The organism is Streptomyces sp. NBC_00873 (assembly GCF_045207415.1).
GTDB lineage: Bacteria > Actinomycetota > Actinomycetes > Streptomycetales > Streptomycetaceae > Streptomyces.
Genome location: NZ_CP108804.1, coordinates 216,792 through 239,185, shown reverse-complemented (window position 1 = coordinate 239,185; position 22,394 = coordinate 216,792). Strand labels below are relative to the sequence as shown.

Here is a 22,394-nt window from a genome sequence, read left to right as displayed (position 1 = left end):
CGCAGACACCCGGCGATCCTCAAGAAACCATGGTTTGTTGAAGAGGTCGGAACCCGCTGCAGCCTCACTAATTCCTTCGACACGGTGCTGACCGGCTGGCAAGCTGCGCACATGACCTATGGAATCGAGTCCCACTTCACCCGGTGAGCGCCCAGGAAGAGCGCAACGCGCTCACTCCCCCGACCGCTCTGTATGACCACGCCCTGCATCTGCTGCGCGAGTCCCCCGATGGAGTCCCGCCCCGGCGCGGTTACTCCCTGCCCCAGAAGACCGCAACGGGCGAGGATCCGCTCTCTCGGGAAGAGGCGAAGAGTGCCATCCGGGAGGCGCTCAGCCCACTCCCGGACGACCCCACCACCCTGCATCGCCGCTTCGAACGACTCGGCATTCAGGATCGCCACAGGCACCTGATCAGGTCCACCGTCGCTGGGCTGCCAATGCCAGCCAAACAGGTGGATGTGGCCCGCACCCTGGGACGGAGGTTGAGCCAGACCGGTACGACCATGCCCACCGTCACCGCAGGCATCGCCCTGCTGGGCCGCCTCGGCGAGCCCGAGGACGTCCCGTACCTCTCCGTTCTCGGCCTGCTCCGAGATCTCACCGGCCCAGCGGTCAACGCGCTCGACATCCTCGATCGCCAATCCGCGGCCGTCGTGTGGCTCGCGGTCTACGCCCGCCGTGACGAACTACAGCCACTCGTCCACGCCCTATGGAGAGGTAACCGGCAGGCCGTGTGCCCGGAGCTGGTCGCGCTTCCTATCTCACCCCGCTTCGTCAGCAGCGCGGTCGCCCGCCGGATCGCGGAGGCTTCCCAGTTGCCCGACATCCTCGACCACCGCCCCTCCGACACCGACCTGCTCGCTCGCGCGGGCAGGCTGCTCGTCCGGATGGGGTGCTCACGTGACGACCCGACCGACCTCCTCGCTTACCGCGACGCGCTCCGCGCGTACGACAGCGTCGTCAGCCGAGCCGGTCTGCTGCCGCCCACCCTCGACAACGCTGCCATGCTGCTGTCGCTCGCCCTGGATCTGAGCAGCGGCACCGGCGTGCTGCTGGACTGGCCGCCTGGGCGGCGCGCGGCACTGCTGGAATCGCTCGGGCGCCTGCTGGCCGAACCCCGATGGGCGGTGGCAGGCGCCACCGGAAGCGAGGCGGACCAGCGGCTGCGAGCCGACTGGATCCGCCGCACCGGACGGCAGCCGTTCAAGCGCCCGGCCACGCCCGCCAAATTCCGCATCGAGGTGGTGGCCGGCGACCCCGCGGACCGGGAACCCGTCGAGGCACGCGTGCTCATCGATGGCCGTCCGGTGGTTCCAGCAGTGTTTGGCCGCGGGCCCGCCCACAGCCCCGAGTACCTGCTGGACGACGGTCGGCTGCGGGCCGGGATGGAGCCTCGCGAGGTGCAACTCGCGGAGGCTTACTGCACTGAGGGGTGCTGTGGCGCGCTCTACGTCACCATCCGGCGAGACGCGGACCACGTGGTGTGGGAGAACTGGCGGCAAACCATGCCGGGCTCCCGCGAGCCCGCACCGGAGCTGCCCGCCTACCGGTTCGACGTCTCCGTCTATGACACGGAGATCGCCAGGGCGGAGACTGACTGCTCCTGGTCCTGGCGAGCTCGCACCATCGCCCGCCTGATCAAGGCGGGGTTGATCGAGGAGCCGGATTTGTTGAGCCGATGGGATGCAGGCCGAGGTTGGATCAGCAGTGGCTTCGACGACCCCGACACCGCCGTGGTGACCTTCTGGTACGTGCCGGGGCTGGCGTCTGGCAGTCCGGAACGAGCCGACAGTCCCCTCCAGTTCCGCTGGGTCATTCCGGACGATGGCACCCCGCCCGAGGCACAGGCCGCTGCCGCCTTGCGCCGACTGGCTGAAGAGGACCCGAAGTCCTACGCACGGGTGTGCGGCGGCAGCCGTGAGCGCGCCGAGGAACTCGGGTTCCCGTGGCCTGGCAGCGCCTAACCAGCCGCCCTCGTCCCACCGACACGTCCTGAACTGCGTAATCACATGGACGACCTTGGCCAGTCACTGGCCAAGGTCGTCCGAGGTGTGGCGCTGTTGCAACTGAGCACCATGAGCGAGAGGCCAAGCGTGGCGCTCAGTCACCGGAGTAGGGCAACTCCCTGGTGGCTTCCTCGCTGGCTGAGGGGTCACGCAGTGGCCTGAGGCCAGCTTCTTGCAGGCGGAAGAACGCGTACCGGCCGAGGAAGTTGATGTGGTCGAACTGGAGCGGGGACAGGCGAGCCAGCAGGTCGTCGGTGACGGGGAAGCCGTCCGCGGCGAGCTGCTTGGCCGCCCGGTCCAGGTAGAGGCTGTTCCACAGCACCACGGCGTTCAGCGCCAGGCCGAGCGCGCCGAGCTGGTCCTCCATGCCCTCGCGGTAGTTCTGCCGTAGCTCGCCGCGCTGGCCGAAGAAGATCCGCCGAGCGAGTCGGTGGCGGGCCTCGGTGATATTCAGCTGCTCGCCGATCCGAGATGAACTGCAGCAGGTGCACGGCCTCGGTGTTGGTAGGGCAGCTATTCGTTAGGGGTGAGTTCCCGAGCCAGGAAGGTGCTCGCCCCCGGGCGCCAGTGCACTGACGCCACCAGCGAACAGACGGGGCAACTGATTCGCGAGCACGGAGGGGGCGGCCTTGGGGTGGATCGGCAGCCAGGTCACGGCGGTCAGGAGGGGGTCACCTTTCGCATCCAGCGGCGCGCAGCCCCAGCCGCGGTGGCCGCCCCTCGTGCCCCAGATGACCACGACCCCGTGCGTCCACGGCCCGTGTTCCAGGGCCGGGTCGCCTTCCGTCCAATACAAAGCGGTGCCGCCGGACTCGTCCCATCGCTCAGTCGGGGGGATGCCGGCATCGGTGAGCGCTTCGGCGACGGCTGTGCAGTACTGGCGCCGATCGGCGTAGTCCACGGTCGGCTCCGTTTCGGCGCCGTCGCTGTTCATCGGTGATCCTTGTACTGGGCCAGAACTCGGTCACGGTATGCGCGCCAGGTGTCGAACGCGGAGTGTGCTGACTCCGCGGTGAGGAACTCTCCCGATCCGGTCTCGAAGGCACGTGCGTTCAGCGCATCGGCGAGGGCGAGCGCGGCGTGAGCTGCTGCGTCGCTGTCGCCGTGGACCGGTTCGTCATCCGCTTCGTTGATGGGCGTGCTGATGGAGAAGCCAGGGCCCTCGTAGTCGCCCCAACCGCTGGTTGTGTACTTGATGCCTGGCAGGAGCTCGGTGAGGACCGCGCGAATCTCTCGGCCGGTGCCCAGACTCGGGGGCAACCGTTCACTCACCGGAGGCTCCGCTGTCCGGACTGCCCGCGCGCTCTGCCGCCGGTTATCCGCCGTCCATGACCCGGATGATGGTCTTGCCACGGGCGTGGCGGCCCGGGGCGAACGCGGCGGGTGCCTCGGCCAGCGCCCTGACCTCGCCGACGATCGGCTTGAGCCGTCCGTCCCTGAGCCGCTGGACCAGGTCCGCGAGCCGGGCACGGTCGGGCTCGACGACGAAGAAGACGGCCCGGCCGTCCCGCGGACGGACCTCGGGCGGCGAGGCGATGGTGACCAGCGTGCCCCCGGCCCGCACCAGCGGGGCCGAGCGCTCCTGGACCTCGCCGCCGATCACGTCGAGGACCAGATCGACCTCCCCGACGCCCTCCAGTCGATCGGCCTGCAGATCCACGAAGGCATCCACGCCCAGCCCGACAGCGGTGTCCCGGTCGCCGGCCCGGCCCGTGCCGATCACCCGCGCCCCCGCCTCACGCGCGAGCTGCACCGCGATCGACCCCACACCGCCCGCGACCCCGTGGACCAGGACGGTCTGCCCCGCGGTAAGCCGGCCGTGGTCGAACAGGGCCTGCCAGGCGGTCAGCCCCGAGATCGGCAGTGCGGCGGCCGCCGTGTGGTCGACGTCCGCCGGAAGCGGGGCCAGATTGCGAGCCTCCACCGCGGTGTACTCGGCCAGCGAGCCGTCCCGGGTCCAGTCGGCCAGCCCGAACACCCTCTGGCCCACCGAGAGACCGGTGGTGCCGTACCCGAGTTCGGCAACGACGCCCGACAGCTCGTGTCCAGGCACGCTCGGCGTCCGGTCGCGCCCGGCGCGATCCGTCCACGTTCCCGGCCAGGCGAGTTCCCCCGGGGTGAACCCAGCGGCATGCACACGCACGATGACGTCGTTCTCGGCGAGGTGGGGGTAGGGCACCTCCGTCAGCGACATTCCCTCAACACCGGCGGCGCGGTCTCGAACGGCGACGGCCTGCATGCCAGGTCCTCTCTCCAGTGGTGATTCAGGCTTCGCCCCCTTCGAGCGATTGGAAACAGGCTGCCACGAACTCCCGCAGCCTGCCTGCTGCCGCTTCTGACGGACTGCCGTCTGTGACGCCCAATCAGGCCACGTTTGGCGCTGGACGTCACGACTGCCCGAGCTGTTACGCGCCCGCCAGCAGTGCCTGCCGCACTCGGGGCGTCCTGCAGCGCTCAGAGGAGGAGTAGCAAGCAAGATCAATGTCGGCGCCAATCACGCTTTTGTTGATCCCCAAGGCGGCCTTCCTCCGCGCCGGTCAAGATCACGGCATTCGGTCACGTAGCCCCACCTGCCCAGAAGGCGCGCCTTGCAAAGCGCAGGGACGGGGAGCCACCATGAGAACCATAGAACTAAATCAGTTTCTCAAGTTTCCGACAGTGGCGAGCAGCGCGCTGACGTGATCGTGGAGGCGGCCGGCCGACTGTTCCTCGCCCCGGGTTCCGGGCGGGTCAGCATGGACGGTCTCGCCCGTGAGCTGGATGAGCAAGAAGACGCTCTACCGTCACTTCCCGGACAAGCGCAGCCTGCTGGCCGCGGTGCTGGATCGGCAGTTCGCGGGGTAGAGCGCACGCTGGTGGCAGCGGCCGAGGGCGCGGAAGGGCAGCCCTTCGAGGTGCGGGTACAGCGCTTCCTGATCGCGGCAGGCAGCGAGCTCGGGCGCATCGGCGCAGCTCAGCTCGCGACGGGGCGGGGTGATGCGATGCTGCGCCAGTACGTGGAGCAGCGTGCGGATGCGATGGTCTACCGGAGGCTCGACGAGCTGTTCCGGGACGGGCACCGGCAGGGACTGCCGTCGGCACCGCCCGAGCTGCTGAGTGAGATCACCCGCGGCGCGCTGGAGCGGCTGCTCAACTCGCAGTTGCCGCACGAACTCGACTGGACCGCAGCCGATCTGCTGCGGGCGACCGTCGACACCGTGCTCCACGGGGCGATCCGCTCAGCAGACCGCGGCACCGACGGCGAAGGACTCCGGGCGGTCATTCCGACGGCCCGCGACGACGAACAGGAGGTGGGCCCATGACCGGGGCAACCGGCAGAGTCGCATTGGTGACAGGGGCCAGCAGCGGAATCGGCGCGGCCACCGCGCGCCTTCTGGCCGCGCGAGGGATGCGCGTGGTGGTCAACTACCTCCGCAACACCAAGGCGGCCGAGGAGGTCGTGGCCGACATCGAGGCGGCAGGCGGCCAGGCCATGGCCGTGCAGGCCGACGTGCGCGGGCCGGCGGCGATCGAGAGCATGGTCGAGCAGGTCCAGGCGGCCTGGGGCGGCATCGACGTGCTCGTGCACAACGCGCTCATCCCGTATGCGGTCAAGTCGTTCCAGGACATGACGTGGGAAGAACTGGGCGGCAAGATCGACGCCGAGATGCATGCGGCGTTCGCGGTTACCAAGGCCGTCTTGCCCGCCATGACTGAACAGGGCTGGGGACGCATCATCTACATCAGCACCGGCCTCAGCCGCCGGCCCCGCCAGGGCATGATCGCACTGGGCGCGGCCAAGGCCGCCCTGGAGCAGTTCGCCCGCTACCTCGCCCAGGAACTGGGCCCGCAGGGCATCACGGTCAACATCGTCGCAGCCGGCCCGGTGGAGGACACCCGCATGGGGTCCGCGCTCGACGAGAAGATCAAGCAGCGGCAGGTGGCCCTCACCCCCATGGGCCGCCTGGCACGCCCGGCCGATGTCGCCCAAGCGGTCGCCTTCTACGCCGGCGAGGACAACGTCTTCATGACCGGCACCACGGCCTCGGTCAACGGCGGAATGTCGATGGACTGACAGCCCGACCGGTATCCGCCGCACCGTCACCTCAGCACGATACGCCGCGCCGTACCGCGCCCGCGCGGGACGGCGCGGCGATGACACGATCAAGGAAGAGCTTCATGTACACGATCGATCTCGCCTATGTCGGGCGGGGCCTGCAGGAGGAACTGGCCGCCTACATCGCCGATCAGGAGGACTTCTACGCCGACGAGGGCGTCCACGTCGGGCTGCGCGACGGCTGCTCCTGGGACGTTGAGCGCCTGCGCCGCTGCGCCACCATCGGGCTCGGCAGGGCGTTGCTGTCCCGGCTGACCGACGGCACCCCGTGGGTCGCACTCAATGTCAACACCCACCACCCGCTGTTCTGGTTCCTCGCCCGCCCCGGCCTGACATCCCTGGCCGACCTGGCCGGCCAACGGCTCGCGGTCCACGCCCCCCACACCCCACCCGGGTGCTTCGCCCGGATCGTGCTGCGCCAGGCCGGCCTCGACCCGGACCGCGACGTCCACACCGTTGTCCGCTATCCCGGCGACTACGGCATGGACCTGCGCCACCTGCACAACGGCAGCATCGACGCCGCCTACGTCGGCAGCACCATGGCACCTGAGGCGGTCGCCGCCGAGCACGGCTGGCAGGTGCCGGCCTGGGTCGGCGACCACTTCCAGATCCCCACCGTGGGTGTGGCCGTTGACCCCACCTACATCTCCCCGGACGACCCCGCGGTCCAGGCCGTCGTACGAGCCCACCGGCGCGCCCTGCAGGTGATCCACAACGACCCCGACACCACGGTGCGGCACATGCGGACGTTCCTCGGCGGACAGACCGAGGATGAAGTCCGAGCCCACTACGAGAGGTTCATCGCACCGTACTTCACCACCGACGGCCACGCCGACCTCACCGTCGGCGACAGCGCGATCACTGCGGTCGCCGCCGAACTCGGCGTCCCCGCCACCGTCACCGCAGCCAAGTTCTACCGCACCGCAACCACCACACCCTAGAAACCCGGGCGACGTCGGCGCTGCCAAAGCGCGGGCAGTACCTCAAGACCACCCACGCAGAGACCCCTGCGGCCGCTAGTTGGCCAGGAGCTGGAGGCGGCCGTGCGCCCCCCCGAGTCGACACTCGGGCCGCGCCACACCCACAAGACAAAACACACCCATCCGCAAAAGCCCAGAGCCCGCGTCAGCAAGCTGTCACAGCATCATGAACGATCGAAGCTAGCCCTGGGTCAGGCCTTGGCGATATTTTTGCCCGGCATCGGCTCCGCGAGTGCTGTCCGCCATTCAGGCGCACCGAAGGCGTCCGCGAAGTACTGCGTCTCGTGCACCACATGCCCGTGGGCAAATTCCATGATGCTCACTGAGTAGGTGGGTACCCCGTCGTACGTGATGACGCACTCGCTCACCCACAGATCCCCGCTGCCAACGATCCGGTGGACAGTGAAGTGCCGACTGGCAGGGTGTCCGCCACGTTGCGCCGAAATCGTCGCGCGGCCCCGGAATCGTTCACCTGACTGGGGGTAGTCGAGGATCGCGTCCGCCGCGTAGATGGCGTGCTCGGCTTCGGTATCCCCACCTTCCGATGCCCGCCAGTGTTCCTCGACTGCGGCCCTGGTCCGGATGTCAGCATCCATCGCACTGTCCCCTCTGCAGGCGGCCGGATCGATCCGGGGACCTGGGAACACTTCGAGGCTTCCCCCAGGACGCCGGGCCGTTGAACGTAATGGGCAACGGTGACAGCGTAGATCGCCAAGGCAGCGACTCGGCTTTAGGACACTGCGGATCAAGATCGGACAACTCGTGATGCGTGGAAATCCTTGGTGCCGAGGCCGGCGACGGGATCGTCGGTGGTCACGGTTCGCAGCGGCCGGTGACCGCGTTCGTCGAGCTGGGCGAGTCCGCGCTCGTAGTCGACGGTGATGGAACCGTAGTAGTTGACCACCGAGCTGCGGGCCGGGGACACGTGCGCCAGCACCTCGCCGTCCACCTCACGTCCCGCACCGCGCAACTCGTCCACGGCCAGGCCCATGTACTCCGTGTGCCAGCAAATGACGGCATTCGTCACGACGGTCAGGCACCACGCCTGCTCGTTCTGCGCGGTTGTCGTATGCCGGGCTCATGTGAGGCGGACGCGCTTGGGCCGGCGGGCAGTCAGGTCGATCGGCGCTTCCTCGCCGACTGCGCGGCGGACGGGGAGGTTCTGGGCCGCGGTGGCGATCAGGTCGGTGGGAGTGCAGTCGAGGATGTCGCAGAGCGTGGCCAGCACGGGCAGCGACAGCCGTTCCGGGGTCCCGGAGACCAGGCGGTGGACCGGGGAGGAGGACAGGGTGATGCCGCGTTCGGTCAGGTGTGACGTCAGCTCTCCGACGGTGAACATGCCGCGGGCAGCCATCAGTTCACGCAGGCGCCACCGGTAGCTGATCTGGCGTGGCATCACGAGGTCCTTCCCGGCCGCAGGGCGGCCTCGATGGTGGCGTCCAGGACACGACGCAGGGATCGGGTGCGGAAGTCGGAGGAGACGCAGGTGTAGATCGCGGTGGTGGAAGCGTGGTCGTGGCCGACCTGCTGCTGGACGAACAGCGGATCGTGGCCGTCCTCGATCAGGTGGGTGATGTAGGACCTGCGCAGTGAGTGGAACTCCAGCGCGGGGTCCAGGCCGAGGGCGTCGCGGTAGGTGGCGAAGCGGGAGTCCAGCCGCTGGAGCCCGACCCGCGGGCCTCGCTCGGACGGCCAGAGAGCCGGACCGGTCGAGTGCCGTATCCAGGGCCGGACCTCACTGATCCATTCCTCGACCGTGCTGGGTGTCCAGTGCCAGACGGTCAGCACACTGCGGCGCTTGGGCGGTGAGCCCTTCTTGGCCTTGCCGTGGCGGACGAGCGGGGTGCCGTACTCGCCGAACTCTCGGCCCTCCGGGTTGCGGCCGAAGTCGGTCAGGTCGAGCATGCGGGTCTCGTTGCGCCGCAGACCGTAGGCGTACGTGGTCTTGAACAGCGCAGCGTCACGGAAGGCCGGCAGCCAGCCCTTGCGGCCCTTGCCGCGAACGCGCAGGACCGCCTCGTCGGCATGGTCGAAGAACGCTTCCAGCTCGGGCCGGGTGAATGCCCGCCGTTCCGGCTCGCCCTCGGCTTCGTCCGCGTGCGCGGCCGCGTTCCACTCGTAGACCACCTGCACCGGATGCGTACCGAAGTGCCGCAGGCACTCGTCGGCCCAGCCGTATGCCGGGTTGGTCAGGAAGTTGCAGAACTGGCGCACAGAACCCTGGTAGTTGCGCAAGGTTGACCGGACACACCCGTGCACAGCCCGCAGATCGGCCGACCACTTGTCGACGTGCTGGGGCCTCCACTGCCACGGCATCGCATCGGCATGGCGAGTGAAGGCCCGGACCGTACGCTTCTGATCGCCGACGTACCCCGGCGAGAGATTCCTGGCGAGTTGCTGATTGCGCCATCCCTTCACCATCGCCTCGAAGACCTGCTCGTCCGGCCGCAGCAGCGGCAGGCCGTCGATCAGGGGCAGCCGGGTCCCGGCTGCCCCTCGCGGTTACTCCCGTAGTGGTGACGTCTGTCAGGTCAGTCGGCGGCGGATCCACCAGGCGCAGAACCCGGTCAGGGCCAGGGCGAGGCCGAGGTAGAGCCCGCTCTCGGCCAATTGAAGGGCCCAGAAGTTGCCGGCGGGCTGGTACGTCACCTGCTGCTTGTAGCCCAGGGCGCCGAGGTCGGCGAGGCAGCGGTCGAATTGCTGCAGGGTGGGCGGGCCCGACTCGGTGTGCAGGCAGTCGGCGAAGGACGACGGCACGGTGGAAGGCTGACCTGCGGCGTTCAGCGTCTGTTGGGAGGTTTCCCAGGCACCGGGCACCTCGGGATGCGCGACGATCTGCTTGGCGCCCTCCTGGATGCTGATGGGGGCGCCGCCGGGCTCGATCGGCACGGTGGTCCGGTCCGGGGCAGCCAGGTGGGGCCGGATCCACATCGGCGCGGAGATCTGGACGGCGGCGTAGACGGCGAGCGTGGTTGCCATCGCGGGCAGGGTGCGGCGGATGACGAGGCCGAGGGTGACGCCCAGGACGAAGGCGAAGGCGGCATGGGCCATGGGGACGACACCCCGTGCGGCGAAGGCCACGGGGTCGAGCCGCGGGAAGTACGTGTCCGTCGCGCCACCGCCGTTGACAGCCCGGTCGATGGGGCTGCTCCACCAGCTCACCGCGAGGCTGGCCAGTCCGGCGACGGTCATGGCGGCCGCCGCACCAAGGCCCAGCTTGGTCGCCAGCCAGCGGGTGCGGGTGACACCCTGGTTCCACGCAAGGTAGTGGGTGCCGGTCTCCAGTTCACGGGAGATCAGCGGCGCGCCCCAGAACATCCCGATGACCGCCGGCACAGCAAGCACAACCAGCAGTCCGGCGTAGTAGAGGGTCTGGTCCGAACTGGAAAGCCGGTCCACCAGGCTGCTGCCGGCAGCTCGGTAGAGGTCGGCCAGCTGCGGGCCGGTGACCGCGAGGGTGGCGGCGAGGGCAGCCACCGCGGCGAACATCACGGCGGCCTGGGTGCGGAACTGGCGCCAGGTCAGCCAGATCATCGGAGTACCTCCAGCGCGGGCCGGGTGTCATGGACCGCATCGGCGGGCCGGGTCATGTAGGCCAGGACAATGTCTTCCAGACCGAGCGGGCTGACGGTCCAGGACTGATCGTGGACCGCGGTGTCGGTACGCACCAGGAGGGTGGTCTGCCGGTCGGTGTGGCTGGCGGTGATGACGTGCTGACCGGCCGGGAGCGTGTCCGGGTCCCGGCGCGGTCCGGTGAGCCGGTGGTGGCAGGCGACCAGGTCGTCGATGTCGCCGGCCACCTGCACCCGGGAGTCGACCAGGACGATGACGTAGTCGCAGGTCCGCTCCACGTCGGAGACCAGGTGGGAGGAGAGCACGACGCTCAGCTCGTGCTCGGCGACGGCCTCCATCAGGTCCTGCATGAATTCCCGGCGGGCGAGCGGGTCCAGGGCCGCGACCGGCTCGTCCAGGATGAGCAGTTCCGGGCGCTTGGCGATGCCCAGGGTGAGAGCGAGCTGCGCGCGCTGGCCGCCGGACAGCTTGCCGGCCCGCTGCTGAGGGTCCAGACCGAGGCGACGGATCCGGTCGCGCGCCACGGCGTCGTCCCAGTTCGGGTTGAGGCGCTGACCGAAGGCGAGGTGGTCGGAGACGCTCAGCGCGGAGTAGGTCGGGGTGTCCTGGGCCACGAAACCGACCTTGGCCAGCTGTTCCACACCCTCGGCAGGACGGCCACCGCACACCTCGATGGTGCCGGCCGTCGGAGTCAGCATGCCGGAGGCCAAGTTCAACAAGGTCGACTTGCCGGCGCCGTTGGGGCCGACCAGGCCGACCACCCGGCCGGCGGGGACGTCCAGGTCGCAGTTCTGCAGCGCCCAGCGCTGCTTGTACCTCTTGCCCAGGCCCTGGGCTCGCAAGACGGCGCTCACGCTACGTCCTCTCCGGCTGCGTTGCGAAAGGTGTTCACGAACAGTGCCTCGATGCTCTCCTCGTCGAGCCCGGCCAGGCGGGCCTTGGTCAGCCAGCGCTGCAGGTCCCTGCGGAGCGGGCCGTGCGCGGCGAGCGAGGCGTCGGCCAGCGTCCGGGTCACGAACGTCCCCACCCCGGGGCGGGCGGCCACCAGGCCGTCGTGCTCCAGCTCCCGGTACGCCTTGAGCACCGTGTTCGGGTTGACCGCCATCTGCTTGGCCACGTCCTTGACCGTGGGCAGCCTGTCGCCCTCCTTCAGCAGGCCCAGGCGCAGGGCATGCCGTACCTGCTGGACCAACTGCTGGTATGGGGGCAGGCCGGACCGGCTGTTCAGATGGAACTCAATCAACGGTTCCTCCATTTATCTAGTTGCCTAGCACTATAGCCCTCTACGTCGGTCGTTCGGCAAGGCGTGCGCTGCGGCGCCAGCCGCCCGACACCGAGGGGCCCAGCCGCGCAAGGTTGGCGCTCGCCAGACCTCGCTCGGGTGTCGAGAAACGACCGTCTGCCGACACTCAGGTCCCTGATCGCGAACCCGCAGGTGGGAACGTCGACAACCCGCGTCGGAAATCAACGTCGGTGAACGGTCCGGCCGATAGATTCCGACACATGCTCATCGGCTACGCGCGTGTCTCCACCGCCGACCAGAACCCTGATCATCAGATCGACGCCCTACTGCGGGCCGGTGTCGACCGCGACAACATCCACGTCGACACCGCGAGCGGCGCGAAAGCATCCCGCCCGAAGCTCGACCTCGTCCTGCAGCTGCTGCGCGAGGGCGACACACTGAAGGTCACACGGCTCGACCGACTCTGCCGCTCCGTACTGCACCTGGTGACCCTCGGCGCCGACCTGCGCGAGCGCGGCATCGGGCTGCACGTCATCGAGCAGGGCATCGACACCTCCACCATGGAGGGTCGCGCCATGTTCGGGATGCTGTCCGTGCTCGCCGAGCTCCAGCGTGAACTGATCGTGGCGAACGACGGGCTCGCCTCCGCACGGGCCCGCGGCCGGGTCGGCGGGCGCCGGCCCAAACTCACCAAGGACCAGGCGGCGCTCGCCCAGCAGCTCTACGACGCCCGGGAGAAGACCGTCCAGCAGATCGCCGACCTGTTCGGCGTGCCGAGGTCGACGGTATACGGGCACCTCGACAAGGCCAAGACCGTGCCTCGCCAGCCGAAGAGAGCCGCGGTCACGAAGCCCTGACCGCTCGTTTGCGGCTGGTGGCACGGTTCTTACCGGCGCGTCGGCCGTGAGTTCAGCGTGACTGAGGGGATTTCACCGGGAACCCACGGCGTCTTCGGCAGGCAGGCTCGAAAGTGCGGTGCGTTCGTCGCCTCTCAATCGGCAGGATAGTTATTCGCTCTCGGCGGTCTGTTCATCTGATGCCGATCTCCGAAACGGATCCTCACCAGCCATGATCTGGGCCACGAAAACCATCTCGCCAGCCGCCACGCTGCCGGGTACGTTCATCTCGTGTGCTACTACGCCGAAAAGCCCTACAAGCTGCATTACGCGTGCGTGCTCTGCCGCGTCGCGTACAAGCGGCATCCCAGTCCCGGCGAGCACCGATGCCCTCGATGCTCAGAACCAATGGTTTGTGCCGGCCACGACTTCGCGGCACCACGGCGTCGGGACACCAAGGCGTGGACCGTCGTGGCCGCGGTTCTCAACGCCGGACTGCGTTACGAAGGCCGAGAACCGTGCGGCTGCGGCAAGGAACCCAAGTTCCGTCCCCGCACACGAGCTCAGCTGCGCGCCCGCCGAATCGCAGCAGCACGAACCGGCACTCCCCTCGCCGCTTGAGGTATTCGGCACTGACAGGCCCGGTTCCCAGGGCCGACTTCGCGTTGATCAATACGTGCCGGTTGGGAGTCTTCGGCCAGGTGATGCGACGCTGGGCGAGCCAGGCCAGCAGGGTCTGATGAGACAGTTCACCAAGCCGTTGGGCGTGTCCAGCGATGGTGATCCGGTGGTTGGGCAGGTCGAGGTCGTCCAAGGTGAGGCGTCGGATGGCCGTAGCGCGGGCGGCGTGGACGGCGGCGAGGGCCACGATCAGCCGTTGCGCCGGGGTGGAGGCGATCCGCTGGACCGCGAGGACCTCGGCGTCGGTCATCGGCAGCAGGTTGCGCTGGATATCCTCGGCCTTCAGGCGGGTGGTGGGGTTGGCGAAGATCAGGCCGCGCTTCTTGGCGAAGCGAATCAGTGAGCGTAGTGCGGCGATCGCGTTGCGCCGCTGCCATCCGCGCAGGGGTGACAGCGCCGCCGTAACGTCGGCGACGGTGATCTCGCGCAGGTGCCCACGGGTCGCCGCCCAGTTCTCCAGCAGGGGGCGAACGCAGCCGAAGTAGACGTAGAGACAGGTGTGGGACCGGGGCTTGGCACGGCTGTCGCCGTCGAGCAGGACCAGCAGCCAGGCACGGACGTCGCTGGCGAACCCGGCGGGCAGTTCGGCGGCGCGGTCGTCGATCCAGGAGCGGATCGCCAAGGCGCTGTCATCTTCCAGAAGTTCCAGGTCGGTGAGGACCTCGGCGACCCGACGGCTGGAAGCGTGTCGCGGTATTCGCGCACGGACTTCGGTGAGCTTCACGGGCTTGTGTCGGCGTACGGGCTGTGGTGCAGAGGCGCGTACAGGCTGATGTACAGAGGAAGAACGGACGGGCGTGGTGTGGTCGGGGCCGCCCGACTCCGAAGTGTTCGAGGGTAGGAGCCGCAGTCAAGGGCGCCCTTTGGGCGTCGCCAGCGCGATGGGGTCGACGGTCATGCAATTCCCCACCTCAAGTGCTTTCGGCGTCAGATAATTCCCCACCCCCGCGGTCATGCTTCCCCATGGGGACGGCGGTTCGCGAACGGCAGCTCGAGCCGCCGGGAAGCCGGTCCAGCCGTGCACCCAGGTCCCCAGCGGACCGACCCGCTCGAAGCCATGGCGCACGGCGGTCGCCAGTTGGTCCGCTGACGGCCCGGCCGGCCGAGTCGTTCAGAACGGCAAGTTTTCCAGGACGCAGATCACAAAGGCCGTCGCCGGAATCGCGGCCACCGAGGCGAGGAGCAGGGTGCGGAAGGCGAAGCCGACGGTGAGAGGGCGGCTGGCACGGGTGGGGTGCTCAGGGTCGTAGCTGAGCTCCACCTGCCCGCTGTATGCCTGGTCGGAGAGGCCCCAGACGGTGACGACCGACGGGATATCCCGCATCCGCTGCCCGTCGAGGGTAGTGAACGTCATCCGGGAGAAGATCCAGAGGTGTGCGCCCTTGTCCCAGATATGCACGTAGCCGGTCACCTTGCCGACCACGCCGACCCCGCGCTTGCGCAGCAGCCACAGCGAAAGCACGCGCCGAGCCACGCGCCACAGCGGGATGCCGCCGACCAGGCCCATGACGCCGCCCACGGTCAGGGTTCCTGCGGCTGTGCCGCGGTCCAGGGGGCTGAACAGGCCCAGCAGGAACAGCAGCAGTGCGTACGGCGGCAGTACGTAGGCGATCCTCACCGCTTGCTGGGCGCGCGGACCCAACTGAAGCTGACGCTGCGGCTGCGTCTCCACGCGCACCAGCGCATGCCCGTCTGCCGCGGGCTCGGTCGTCGCGAGAGCGGCCGTCAACTGCGCCAGGAACGCCGCGGCGGCACGCGCATTGGGAGCTTGCAGTTCCACGGCCAACCCCAGGCCGTGCTGGGCGGCCTGGCCCGATGCACCGCTGATCGTGATCCGCACTGCCCCCGTCGGGGTCAGTTCTGCGGACCGAAGAGCCCGCACCGGCAGGGTCCATATCGTTCGGCCCCGGACGATCCGCAGTCGTGCCCCGTTGAACCGGGCCGTGGTGCCGCCTGCTGCCAGCATCGTCTCCGGGCCGCCGGATATCGCGTTCGACATGGGCGGATGATACGCGGTGCGCGATCGCCGCTTGAGGAGTTTGCTGAGGCTTCGACAAATACATGATCCCCCGACCGCCTGCACGGTTTCTCAGGGCAGCCCCACGTCAGAACGGGCCCTGACGTCACGTCACGGCCGAGAAGGGCACACCGTACCGATCTCCTCGATGCAATGACCCTGCCGCCAGCCAGTACCTGGGGAATCACTTGAAAGGTGGTCCGGCCCTCTACCGTCCGGCGACGGATGGCCATCCAGGGCGAGCGGTCATGGTCCTCTGCCTGGCACCTGCCCAGCTCATAGTGCTGAAGGCATTGGAGAAGTTCACGGTCGCGCTTGTCGATCGGCTGAGTAATCTCGTCGAGCAGATCAGGGCGATCGGGGTGCCCGAGATCCGGATGTGTGAGCTCAATTTTGATGCCGTATCCCGTGTGGAACACACCATTGGCCATAACCCAAAACGGTAAAGGCCATCACTGACAGTGCGTACCCCGCAGTCCGAACATAGCAAAAGCGCTGGTCAGGCCCTACTTTATGAGCTCCCGTCGAGCAGGAGGGAAACGTCGACAGGATGCGGGAGCGTCCCGTACTGCGGGCGGGCGGAACCCGCACTTCCCACCCGAGCAACGAAGACGGTGACGTGCGGCAACTGCAGTCAGAGGCAATTGATCTTGATGCGGCGCTTTGCTGCGCTGGACCACCAACGGACTCCACCTACCTGCCCCGCCCACCGACGGCGTTCCAGCAATACCTCGACGACCACGAACTGGCCAGGCCCCGCCGGTGGCGCCAAGGGAAATGATCAAGGAGAGTCAAGTTCCCTGGCAGAGTCGCCCAATGAGGGAACACAGCGCGTCGGCGACCGTCACGTGGCCTGCAGTCACCGGGAGCGAGGCATTCGCCGGTCGTACTCGGCCAGCGCCGCCAACCCGACCAGGGTCGGATGGTAGCGATTAGCGAAAGCGCTGCTTGCGTCGTCCGCATGCCGGGGGTGTGGCGGCATACCGCTGCCATCTTCTGCGACGGCGGCTAGGGCTTCCGCTGCGTCATGAACGTAACGGCTTATCGGGGATCCGGTGATGAGAAGGCTCATCACGCACTCCGCCACAAGGTCGAGATCATGTCGGCGGAGGAAGACGGCCCCGCCCTCTTCCAGAAAGGCACGAGCCCATCCCGCCATGCCAGGACTCCAATGCGCGGCCCGCCGTCCCAGTATGGTCGCGTAGAAGGCGAGATGAGTCAGGTCGTACATGCCCTGCACGGACTCGCCCGGCGGCCCGGCCGCGCCCGAGAGCTCGGCCAGTCGCGTACACGTCGCCTCCCTGCAGTCCCCCAAGCCCGCCACGTCACAGGTGAAGGCCACGTCCACCTCCAGATGTCCCGTGCGGCCCGCTCCCTCGGAGAGCAGGGCCCTCACCATCGCGTGGTTGTCGAACCTGCGCCGTGTGATCGTTTCAAGTGCCGGGAACGGCAAAAGCAGAGCACGCGCGTGGGCCGATCGCGTGGCGGCGAGCGAGCGGAGAACGTACTTCTCCTTGCGGTGCAGATCAGCCCAGAGGACGTCGGCGACGCCGTGGGCCCAACGCGCGTACACGTCGCCTGAGGCTCCCGAGGAAAGAGGGCGGGTCAGACCGAGGAGAACGATCGTGAATTCCGCAACTCTTATGAGCCCGTCGAGCCGGTGCGTGTCGGTGCAGAAGTCCGGCACATGCTGTTCCAGCCACTGACAAAGACGACGTGCCGCACGCATGCTGCCATCCATCGCGGCCATCTACCCTCACAAGGCATTCACCGGTACCGCCACAGACGCGGCGTCAGTTCCGGCGGGGGGCGTGCCGGCGTCCTGCGCCGCGCAGCCATCGCGGGAACGGGAACATCTTGTTGAGCAGATCCCTACGGTGGCGACAGCCGCACCCCGGGCCGGGTTCGATTCCCAGCGCCCTTGCGGCCAGGGCGACCACGTCTCCCAGCCCGGTCATCGCGCGTGGTCGTCCTGTGCTCGGTCAGCCCACTTGGTGCAGCGAGACATCGCACGCGTTTGACTTCGGCGGTGCGACATGCAGGTTGTCCTTCGTGATGGTCATCGTCACCGGACCACCGCTTTCCGCGTCGGCGCTGGTGAGGAAGCAGTAGAAGTCGTCCTTGCATGTCCAGTTCTGGCCATCGGCCCGGAAGGTCACGTTCCAGTAATCCTTTCCGGTGCGCAGGAAACCAGTCCAGAAACCGGCCTGCATACCGTTCGCCTCACCGCCGTTCTCCACGGACTCCCAACTGTGGTTGTCGTAATGGTCGGTGTCGTAACGGTGGTTCGCCGTCAGGCTCGTGATGGTCCCGCCCCACTGATTCCGCACAACCACGGGAAGCCAGGAACTCGGATTTGACATGATCGCTCCATTCTGTGCCGGGCGGCGATTTTCCTCGGAATATTCCGATAACATATGCCTCCCTAGAAGAAGCCCAAACAAAACGTCATTTTACTTTTTCGGCCCATCTGTCAGGGGGACTCTCCCGTGGTCGCAACTGTGCCATCACGCGATCCCGACGGGATTCGACGACTGGATCTTCTTCCGGTGGGAAACGGGAAAGGCGGCGAAGGCGGTCAGGTCCTCCTTGGCCTACAGCAGCATCTGTTTAACCTCGGGAAACTGCTGCCCGAGCATGTCGGCCACCGCATTGAGGTGGTGATAGACGGCTTCGGCGGTGGGCTGGATGAAGACGGTGCGGATGGTCGCCGCGACCATTTCCCCGGACCCCTTCGGTATCGGCCCTCCACTCCCGAAGCTGCCGCGAAGTGACAAGTAGCTCTCTGTAACCGGGGAATAATGTGCAGCCCCTGCTCGACTCGGCACGGGACTCGCAGTAGATCTTGACGGGCAGTCGGAAGGCTTGGTGGCATGGCGGATCTGACTCTCGCGCGGGTTGTGCAGACTTGCTCGGCCTACCCGTCCCAGTGGGACGCGTGGACGGTCGAGGGGCAGTATCTGTACCTGCGCTACCGGCACGGCGTCGGGAGCGTCGAACGGCATCCCAGCGACGACATCGACACCTGGGACGGGGAAGAGTCCGAGCTCCTGGTCGAGTGGGATGATGGCACCGATGGGGGCATTGTCGAGCTCGCCGAGTTCCTTGCTGCAGCTGGACTGCAATTTGCTCCGAGCACCGAGATGTCTGGCGGGTAGTAGTCCCGGTGCAGGCTTTGGTGCTGAGATCGATCATGGTGGGGTCGCGGCTGACCGGCGGTCATGTGGTCGTCGGAGCGTTGTCGGTTGCTTCGGACACGTAGCCGCAAAGCTGCGGTGCGCATTCGGCCTTGTGGTCTCGGCCCCATTGGGAGGTGTCTCGCTCGATGGAGCGGACGTGGTGGGCGAGTCGGAGCTGGTCCTTCCGGGGCAGGGTCGAGGGCAATGCTGTGAAGGTCTCCGGGAGTACGGCGACCATGCCGCTGACCTGCTCTCCGTTGTACATCTGCAGCAGCGTGGTGCACTGCCACCAGTCGATTTCGCCACCGCGACCGTTCGGGTTGCCGGGCCAGTAGTAGTTCGCCGGATCCGGGAGCAGATAGTGGACGCCGTCGGGGGCAAGATGGGCCCGGAGCCATGATCCGCTTCCACTCAGGCCGAGCCGGAGGCGTCGGGCCTCGTCGTTCAAGGCGCAGACCGCTTCGGTGTCGAGGGACTTGAGAGTGTTCGCTTCTGTGGGTAGTGGCTGGCGCCCGGCGGGGGCCTTGACCGGCCAGCGTCTGAGCAGAAGGTCCACCCGTTGCCGCGGCGTCATCGGCGACGGGTCCTTGCGGGATTGCGGCAGTGGCGGGGGTGGCGTCCAGGTTCGCCCTGGCTGTTCGATGTGACGCAGCATCCATGCGCGGGCTTCCGGGCCGGCGGTGTTCCAGACCCAGCTCATCGGTCGTTCGGCCATCGCCTGGTCGAAGCTCCCGAGGGGTTTGCCCTGGCGGGAGGGCCTCCTGGGACGTGGCCGTGCGACGCCCGGAAGGTTGTGGCTCAAGTTGGCCAGGAACCTGATGCGGTCCAGAATCTCGTCATGGGAGTCGTCCTGCGCCACGCGCTGTGGGCTCCCGGCCAGATGCCGGATCTCGGTGAATGCCCTGGCCGCCAGGAGCGCGGCTATGTCCCGGTCGAGCTCGGCCTCTCGTCGTCTCATGCCGATCCTCCCGTACGGCCATGTCCGGCGCGTTCGAGGACGCGGTAGACGGTGGCGCGGCTGACGGAGAAGAGCTCGGCGAGGTCGGCGATGGTGTGCTCGCCGGACTGGTGCTGCTGGACCAGGTGGGTCTGCTGGCGGGCGGTGAGCTTGGGCTGCTTCCCCTTGAGCTTGCCCTTGGCCCGCGCCACCGCCATGCCTTCGCGGGTACGCATGCGCAACAGGTCGACCTCGAACTCGGCGAAGGTGGCCAGGATGTTGAAGAACATCTTGCCCATCGGGTCGGCGGGGTCGTAGAGGGTGCCGCCGAGCGAGAGCTTGACGCCGCGGGCGGTGAGCGAGTCGCCGATGTCGCGGGCGTCGGGTACCGAGCGTGCGAGGCGGTCGAGCTTCGGGACGACGAGGGTGTCGCCGGCGCGTACGGCCGCGAGGGCCTGGGCCAGGCCGGGCCGGTCGCGATTGGTGCCGGTCAGCCCGTGGTCCAGGTAGATCCGGTCCTCGGGGACGTCCAGGCTGAGCAGGATCTCGCGCTGGGCGGTGAGGTCCTGCTTGTCCAGACTGCATCTCGCGTAGCCGACGCGTTCGCTCATGCCCGGAGCGTACGGTAAGCCCCCGCTCAGCGTACAGATCACCGGACACCCTAAATGAGACGCCGTCAGCGCAGGTCGATCTCTCCCGTCGAGCAAGATCACAATTGTTCGTTGGGGGGTCCTCAAACGGACACAACCAAGAGGCCGCGAAAGGACAGTTGGATCCTGCTCGGGGATCTCCTCCGCATAGGATGTCGCCGAACGCGGCTTCCCATAAGGTGACGCCGCCCCTTGGAAGAAGCATCCATGGACGACATCGTCGCCCGCATCCGATCCAAACTGGCCGCTGCCTGTGCAGAACCCGTTCCTCGCCCGCGGACCTTCGTGCGGGCGCCCGGCGGTCAACGCTTGGGCGCCCCCCTCAGCGAAGAACGAGTGGTCGCCTACGAGGCAACTCACGGCGGCCGTCTTCCCCGTAGCTATCGCACGTTCCTGCGCGAGATCGGCAACGGGGGCGTTGGACCCGACTGCGGACTACTCCCTCTGACGCGTTGGTCCGCCCACGACATCCCCACCGCCAGTCAGCAACTTGGGCGCGTCTTCGCGCTGGAGCCGACTGACTCCGTCGCCGCTGATTGGGCGCGGCTCAGCGACGTGCAGGACAACTCGTACGCCGGCACCCACACCGTCGTCCATCGCGGCTGCCTGGAGATGACGCTGCTGGTCATCTCGGGACCCGCCCGAGGCCGGCTCCTCGACGCCAACCTCGGAGACCTTGCCGCACCTCCGGTCTTCCATCCCCAGCCGGACTTCCTGACCTGGTACGAGCATTGGCTCGATACGCTGCCGGAGGGTGAGCTCGTCCCCGACTTTCGCGACCAGAGGCGCGGCAGTCCCGATGAGCTCATCGACATTCTGACCGCCTCGGGTTCCCCTGGCGAACGACGAGCCGCGGCCTACACCCTGGGCGGGCGTCAGCCCCTTACCGATCGTGCCCGGGACACGCTGGTCCAGGCCCTGGCCGACGACCCCGACCGGGGAGTGAGGATGGATGCGGCACGGACCCTGGCCGAGCTCGACAGCGATGCTGCTCAGGTGGTGGCATCGGCGCTCAAGGATCCCGACCACTGGGTTCGACGTCGAGCCCTGGTCTACCTGCTCCAGGTCAGCGACGACGAGGCCACCTACGGGTCGGCAGCCCGCGAGCTTCTGCAGGACAAGAATCCGAACGTTCGGATGGCTGCAGCAGATCTTCTTGGCCGTGCTGGATGGACGTCCTGCGGACACCAGTGATCCGGGACCGGAGGTGCAGCGCTCGTCCGACCGGTGCCGTGTCGGAGGAAGCTGCATCGTCCTGGGCCGTTCGCTGCCGTGGGAGGAGCGGGCCGAGGTGCAGGTGGCGGTTCATGTCGAGCTCGAACCTGCCGTAGGGGTTCACGTGGGTCCAGGACCGCCCAGCTGCTGCCCCGCCTGATCGCGGGTCGCACCCGCGGCCCGCTGTTTCTCACCGGCCGCAAGGCACCGGCCGGGACGCCGACGCTGGACGTGTGCCCCGAGACCGGGCGGGCGAGGCTGTCGTATCGGCGGGCTGAGGAGATCTTCGAGGAGAACACCCGGCTGCTGGCCAACCCGCTCGCCTCGCCCGAGGACATCGAGGACCTGGACGGCTTCACGCTGCACCGGCTCCGCCACAGTGCGCTCACCCACGACGCCGAGGGCGGCACCTCCACCCCGATGCTGCTGGCCTGCTCCCGCCACGCCTCGGTCCGCTCCCTGGAGCGGTACGCCCGCCCCGGCGTCGACGCGGTCGCCCGGCACGTCGCCGAACGCGACCCCGCCGCCCGCCGTCGTCGATGAAGTTCAGAACTTGCGGGTTACTTGCCTGGTTTCCGAACCGGGACTGCCGGGCCTATGGGGCGGATCGGTCCCGTGCCCGAAGCGTTTTGGGGTTTTCTACTGCGTGGCCGTTGGTGTGCGCCGGTTACTCTCGGCCCGTACTTCCATCAGAGACACTGCGATCGCGGCCAGGAGCAGGGGGAAGGCGACCGCGTTCGCAACCTGGGGGATGTCGGCGGTTCGCAGCAGGCTGGCTGCGATGGACAGCATAAGAAGGCCGAGGGGGAAGAACCTGCGCCACGAGGGCAGGTCGCGCATTTTGGCGACGCGCACCGAGTACCACAGGGTGAGGCTGAGTATTGAGATTCCGATGATGGCGATGACGAACGGCATAAGTGTCTCCCGTGCGGGTCTGCGGGGGTGGGCCAGCCTTCACCAGCTTGTCGAAGGCTGTAAGCG

The 22,394-nt window shown here is 67.9% G+C and carries 26 protein-coding genes and 2 pseudogenes; 9 read left to right on the top strand and 19 right to left on the bottom strand.

Going from position 1 to position 22,394, the window contains the following annotated elements; translation table 11 throughout:
• The first annotated feature begins 143 nt into the window (after positions 1-143).
• Positions 144-1,964 carry a hypothetical protein gene (locus tag OH809_RS44880; protein WP_331743709.1) on the top strand — a complete coding sequence of 607 codons (1,821 nt, stop codon included), beginning with the start codon at positions 144-146 and terminating at the stop codon, positions 1,962-1,964.
• A gap of 136 nt (positions 1,965-2,100) precedes the next feature.
• Here OH809_RS44880 and OH809_RS44875 read toward each other — a convergent pair.
• From OH809_RS44875 to OH809_RS44860, 4 genes and pseudogenes are all read right to left on the bottom strand, one after another.
• Positions 2,101-2,463, bottom strand: a pseudogene (locus OH809_RS44875) (Tn3 family transposase); the annotation flags it as partial.
• A gap of 63 nt (positions 2,464-2,526) precedes the next feature.
• Positions 2,527-2,940, bottom strand: coding sequence for a hypothetical protein (locus OH809_RS44870; protein ID WP_406425594.1), 414 nt, complete (start codon positions 2,938-2,940; stop codon positions 2,527-2,529).
• On the bottom strand, positions 2,937-3,278 hold the full coding sequence (locus OH809_RS44865) for a hypothetical protein (protein WP_331743704.1): 342 nt from the start codon (positions 3,276-3,278) through the stop codon (positions 2,937-2,939). The genes OH809_RS44870 and OH809_RS44865 overlap by 4 nt, the downstream gene beginning before the upstream one ends.
• A 43-nt stretch (positions 3,279-3,321) precedes the next feature.
• Positions 3,322-4,245, bottom strand: a complete 924-nt coding sequence (locus OH809_RS44860) for an NADP-dependent oxidoreductase (protein WP_331743701.1) — start codon at positions 4,243-4,245, stop codon at positions 3,322-3,324.
• Between the two features lie 512 nt (positions 4,246-4,757).
• Between OH809_RS44860 and OH809_RS44855 the strand changes: the two genes are divergently transcribed.
• The 4 genes from OH809_RS44855 to OH809_RS44840 all read left to right on the top strand — a co-directional run bounded on the left by OH809_RS44855 (position 4,758) and on the right by OH809_RS44840 (position 7,043).
• The gene (locus OH809_RS44855) at positions 4,758-4,850 is read left to right on the top strand and encodes a TetR family transcriptional regulator (RefSeq protein ID WP_331743698.1); all 93 of its coding nucleotides are present in this window, start codon (positions 4,758-4,760) and stop codon (positions 4,848-4,850) included.
• Between the two features lie 11 nt (positions 4,851-4,861).
• On the top strand, positions 4,862-5,308 hold the full coding sequence (locus OH809_RS44850; RefSeq protein WP_331743695.1) for a hypothetical protein: 447 nt from the start codon (positions 4,862-4,864) through the stop codon (positions 5,306-5,308).
• Positions 5,305-6,060, top strand: coding sequence for an SDR family oxidoreductase (locus OH809_RS44845; protein ID WP_331743692.1), 756 nt, complete (start codon positions 5,305-5,307; stop codon positions 6,058-6,060). Before OH809_RS44850 ends, OH809_RS44845 begins: the two co-directional genes overlap by 4 nt.
• Before the next feature lie 104 nt (positions 6,061-6,164).
• Entirely contained in the window at positions 6,165-7,043 is an 879-nt protein-coding gene (locus tag OH809_RS44840) for an ABC transporter substrate-binding protein (RefSeq protein ID WP_331743688.1), read from the top strand.
• 230 nt (positions 7,044-7,273) lie between these two features.
• Here the strand turns inward: OH809_RS44840 and OH809_RS44835 are convergent, their stop codons facing one another.
• The 7 genes and pseudogenes from OH809_RS44835 to OH809_RS44805 all read right to left on the bottom strand — a co-directional run bounded on the left by OH809_RS44835 (position 7,274) and on the right by OH809_RS44805 (position 11,910).
• A complete protein-coding gene (locus tag OH809_RS44835; RefSeq protein ID WP_331743685.1) occupies positions 7,274-7,678 on the bottom strand; it encodes a nuclear transport factor 2 family protein in 405 nt (134 codons plus the stop codon).
• A 149-nt stretch (positions 7,679-7,827) separates the two neighbouring features.
• A pseudogene (locus OH809_RS44830) lies at positions 7,828-8,139 on the bottom strand (Tn3 family transposase); the annotation flags it as partial.
• Positions 8,140-8,160: 21 nt separating this feature from the next.
• A complete protein-coding gene (locus OH809_RS44825; RefSeq protein ID WP_331743683.1) occupies positions 8,161-8,478 on the bottom strand; it encodes a helix-turn-helix transcriptional regulator in 318 nt (105 codons plus the stop codon).
• Complete coding sequence (locus OH809_RS44820) at positions 8,478-9,503, bottom strand: site-specific integrase (protein WP_331743681.1); 1,026 nt, start codon at positions 9,501-9,503, stop codon at positions 8,478-8,480. Before OH809_RS44820 ends, OH809_RS44825 begins: the two co-directional genes overlap by 1 nt.
• Before the next feature lie 105 nt (positions 9,504-9,608).
• Positions 9,609-10,616: a transporter gene (locus OH809_RS44815; protein WP_331743678.1), complete on the bottom strand. Its 1,008-nt coding sequence runs from the start codon at positions 10,614-10,616 to the stop codon at positions 9,609-9,611.
• The gene (locus OH809_RS44810; protein ID WP_331743675.1) at positions 10,613-11,509 is read right to left on the bottom strand and encodes an ABC transporter ATP-binding protein; all 897 of its coding nucleotides are present in this window, start codon (positions 11,507-11,509) and stop codon (positions 10,613-10,615) included. Before OH809_RS44810 ends, OH809_RS44815 begins: the two co-directional genes overlap by 4 nt.
• Complete coding sequence (locus OH809_RS44805; RefSeq protein WP_331743672.1) at positions 11,506-11,910, bottom strand: GntR family transcriptional regulator; 405 nt, start codon at positions 11,908-11,910, stop codon at positions 11,506-11,508. Before OH809_RS44805 ends, OH809_RS44810 begins: the two co-directional genes overlap by 4 nt.
• Before the next feature lie 248 nt (positions 11,911-12,158).
• Here OH809_RS44805 and OH809_RS44800 point away from each other — a divergent pair, with 248 nt between their 5' ends.
• Entirely contained in the window at positions 12,159-12,755 is a 597-nt protein-coding gene (locus OH809_RS44800; protein WP_331743669.1) for a recombinase family protein, read from the top strand.
• A gap of 463 nt (positions 12,756-13,218) precedes the next feature.
• On the opposite strand, the gene OH809_RS44795 is transcribed toward OH809_RS44800, so the two are convergent.
• The 5 genes from OH809_RS44795 to OH809_RS44775 all read right to left on the bottom strand — a co-directional run bounded on the left by OH809_RS44795 (position 13,219) and on the right by OH809_RS44775 (position 18,152).
• Positions 13,219-14,139: a hypothetical protein gene (locus OH809_RS44795; RefSeq protein WP_331743666.1), complete on the bottom strand. Its 921-nt coding sequence runs from the start codon at positions 14,137-14,139 to the stop codon at positions 13,219-13,221.
• A 387-nt stretch (positions 14,140-14,526) separates the two neighbouring features.
• Complete coding sequence (locus OH809_RS44790; protein ID WP_406425600.1) at positions 14,527-15,414, bottom strand: hypothetical protein; 888 nt, start codon at positions 15,412-15,414, stop codon at positions 14,527-14,529.
• Between the two features lie 877 nt (positions 15,415-16,291).
• Complete coding sequence (locus OH809_RS44785) at positions 16,292-17,182, bottom strand: DUF6895 family protein (RefSeq protein WP_331743658.1); 891 nt, start codon at positions 17,180-17,182, stop codon at positions 16,292-16,294.
• A gap of 232 nt (positions 17,183-17,414) precedes the next feature.
• Positions 17,415-17,795 (bottom strand): hypothetical protein, encoded by a 381-nt coding sequence (locus OH809_RS44780; RefSeq protein ID WP_406425602.1) that lies wholly within the window; start codon positions 17,793-17,795, stop codon positions 17,415-17,417.
• Positions 17,796-18,026: 231 nt separating this feature from the next.
• Complete coding sequence (locus OH809_RS44775; protein WP_406425604.1) at positions 18,027-18,152, bottom strand: hypothetical protein; 126 nt, start codon at positions 18,150-18,152, stop codon at positions 18,027-18,029.
• Between the two features lie 153 nt (positions 18,153-18,305).
• Here OH809_RS44775 and OH809_RS44770 point away from each other — a divergent pair, with 153 nt between their 5' ends.
• A complete protein-coding gene (locus tag OH809_RS44770; RefSeq protein ID WP_331743652.1) occupies positions 18,306-18,590 on the top strand; it encodes a hypothetical protein in 285 nt (94 codons plus the stop codon).
• A gap of 61 nt (positions 18,591-18,651) precedes the next feature.
• Here the strand turns inward: OH809_RS44770 and OH809_RS44765 are convergent, their stop codons facing one another.
• A complete protein-coding gene (locus OH809_RS44765; RefSeq protein WP_331743649.1) occupies positions 18,652-19,569 on the bottom strand; it encodes a hypothetical protein in 918 nt (305 codons plus the stop codon).
• Positions 19,566-20,159: a recombinase family protein gene (locus OH809_RS44760; RefSeq protein WP_331743646.1), complete on the bottom strand. Its 594-nt coding sequence runs from the start codon at positions 20,157-20,159 to the stop codon at positions 19,566-19,568. The genes OH809_RS44765 and OH809_RS44760 overlap by 4 nt, the downstream gene beginning before the upstream one ends.
• Before the next feature lie 246 nt (positions 20,160-20,405).
• On the opposite strand from OH809_RS44760, the gene OH809_RS44755 reads away from it, so the two are divergent.
• Positions 20,406-21,392 carry a HEAT repeat domain-containing protein gene (locus OH809_RS44755; RefSeq protein WP_331743643.1) on the top strand — a complete coding sequence of 329 codons (987 nt, stop codon included), beginning with the start codon at positions 20,406-20,408 and terminating at the stop codon, positions 21,390-21,392.
• A 252-nt stretch (positions 21,393-21,644) separates the two neighbouring features.
• Positions 21,645-21,956 carry a site-specific integrase gene (locus OH809_RS44750; RefSeq protein WP_331743640.1) on the top strand — a complete coding sequence of 104 codons (312 nt, stop codon included), beginning with the start codon at positions 21,645-21,647 and terminating at the stop codon, positions 21,954-21,956.
• Positions 21,957-22,052: 96 nt separating this feature from the next.
• Here OH809_RS44750 and OH809_RS44745 read toward each other — a convergent pair whose 3' ends face one another.
• Positions 22,053-22,328 carry a hypothetical protein gene (locus tag OH809_RS44745; RefSeq protein ID WP_331743637.1) on the bottom strand — a complete coding sequence of 92 codons (276 nt, stop codon included), beginning with the start codon at positions 22,326-22,328 and terminating at the stop codon, positions 22,053-22,055.
• Between the last annotated feature and the right edge of the window lie 66 nt (positions 22,329-22,394).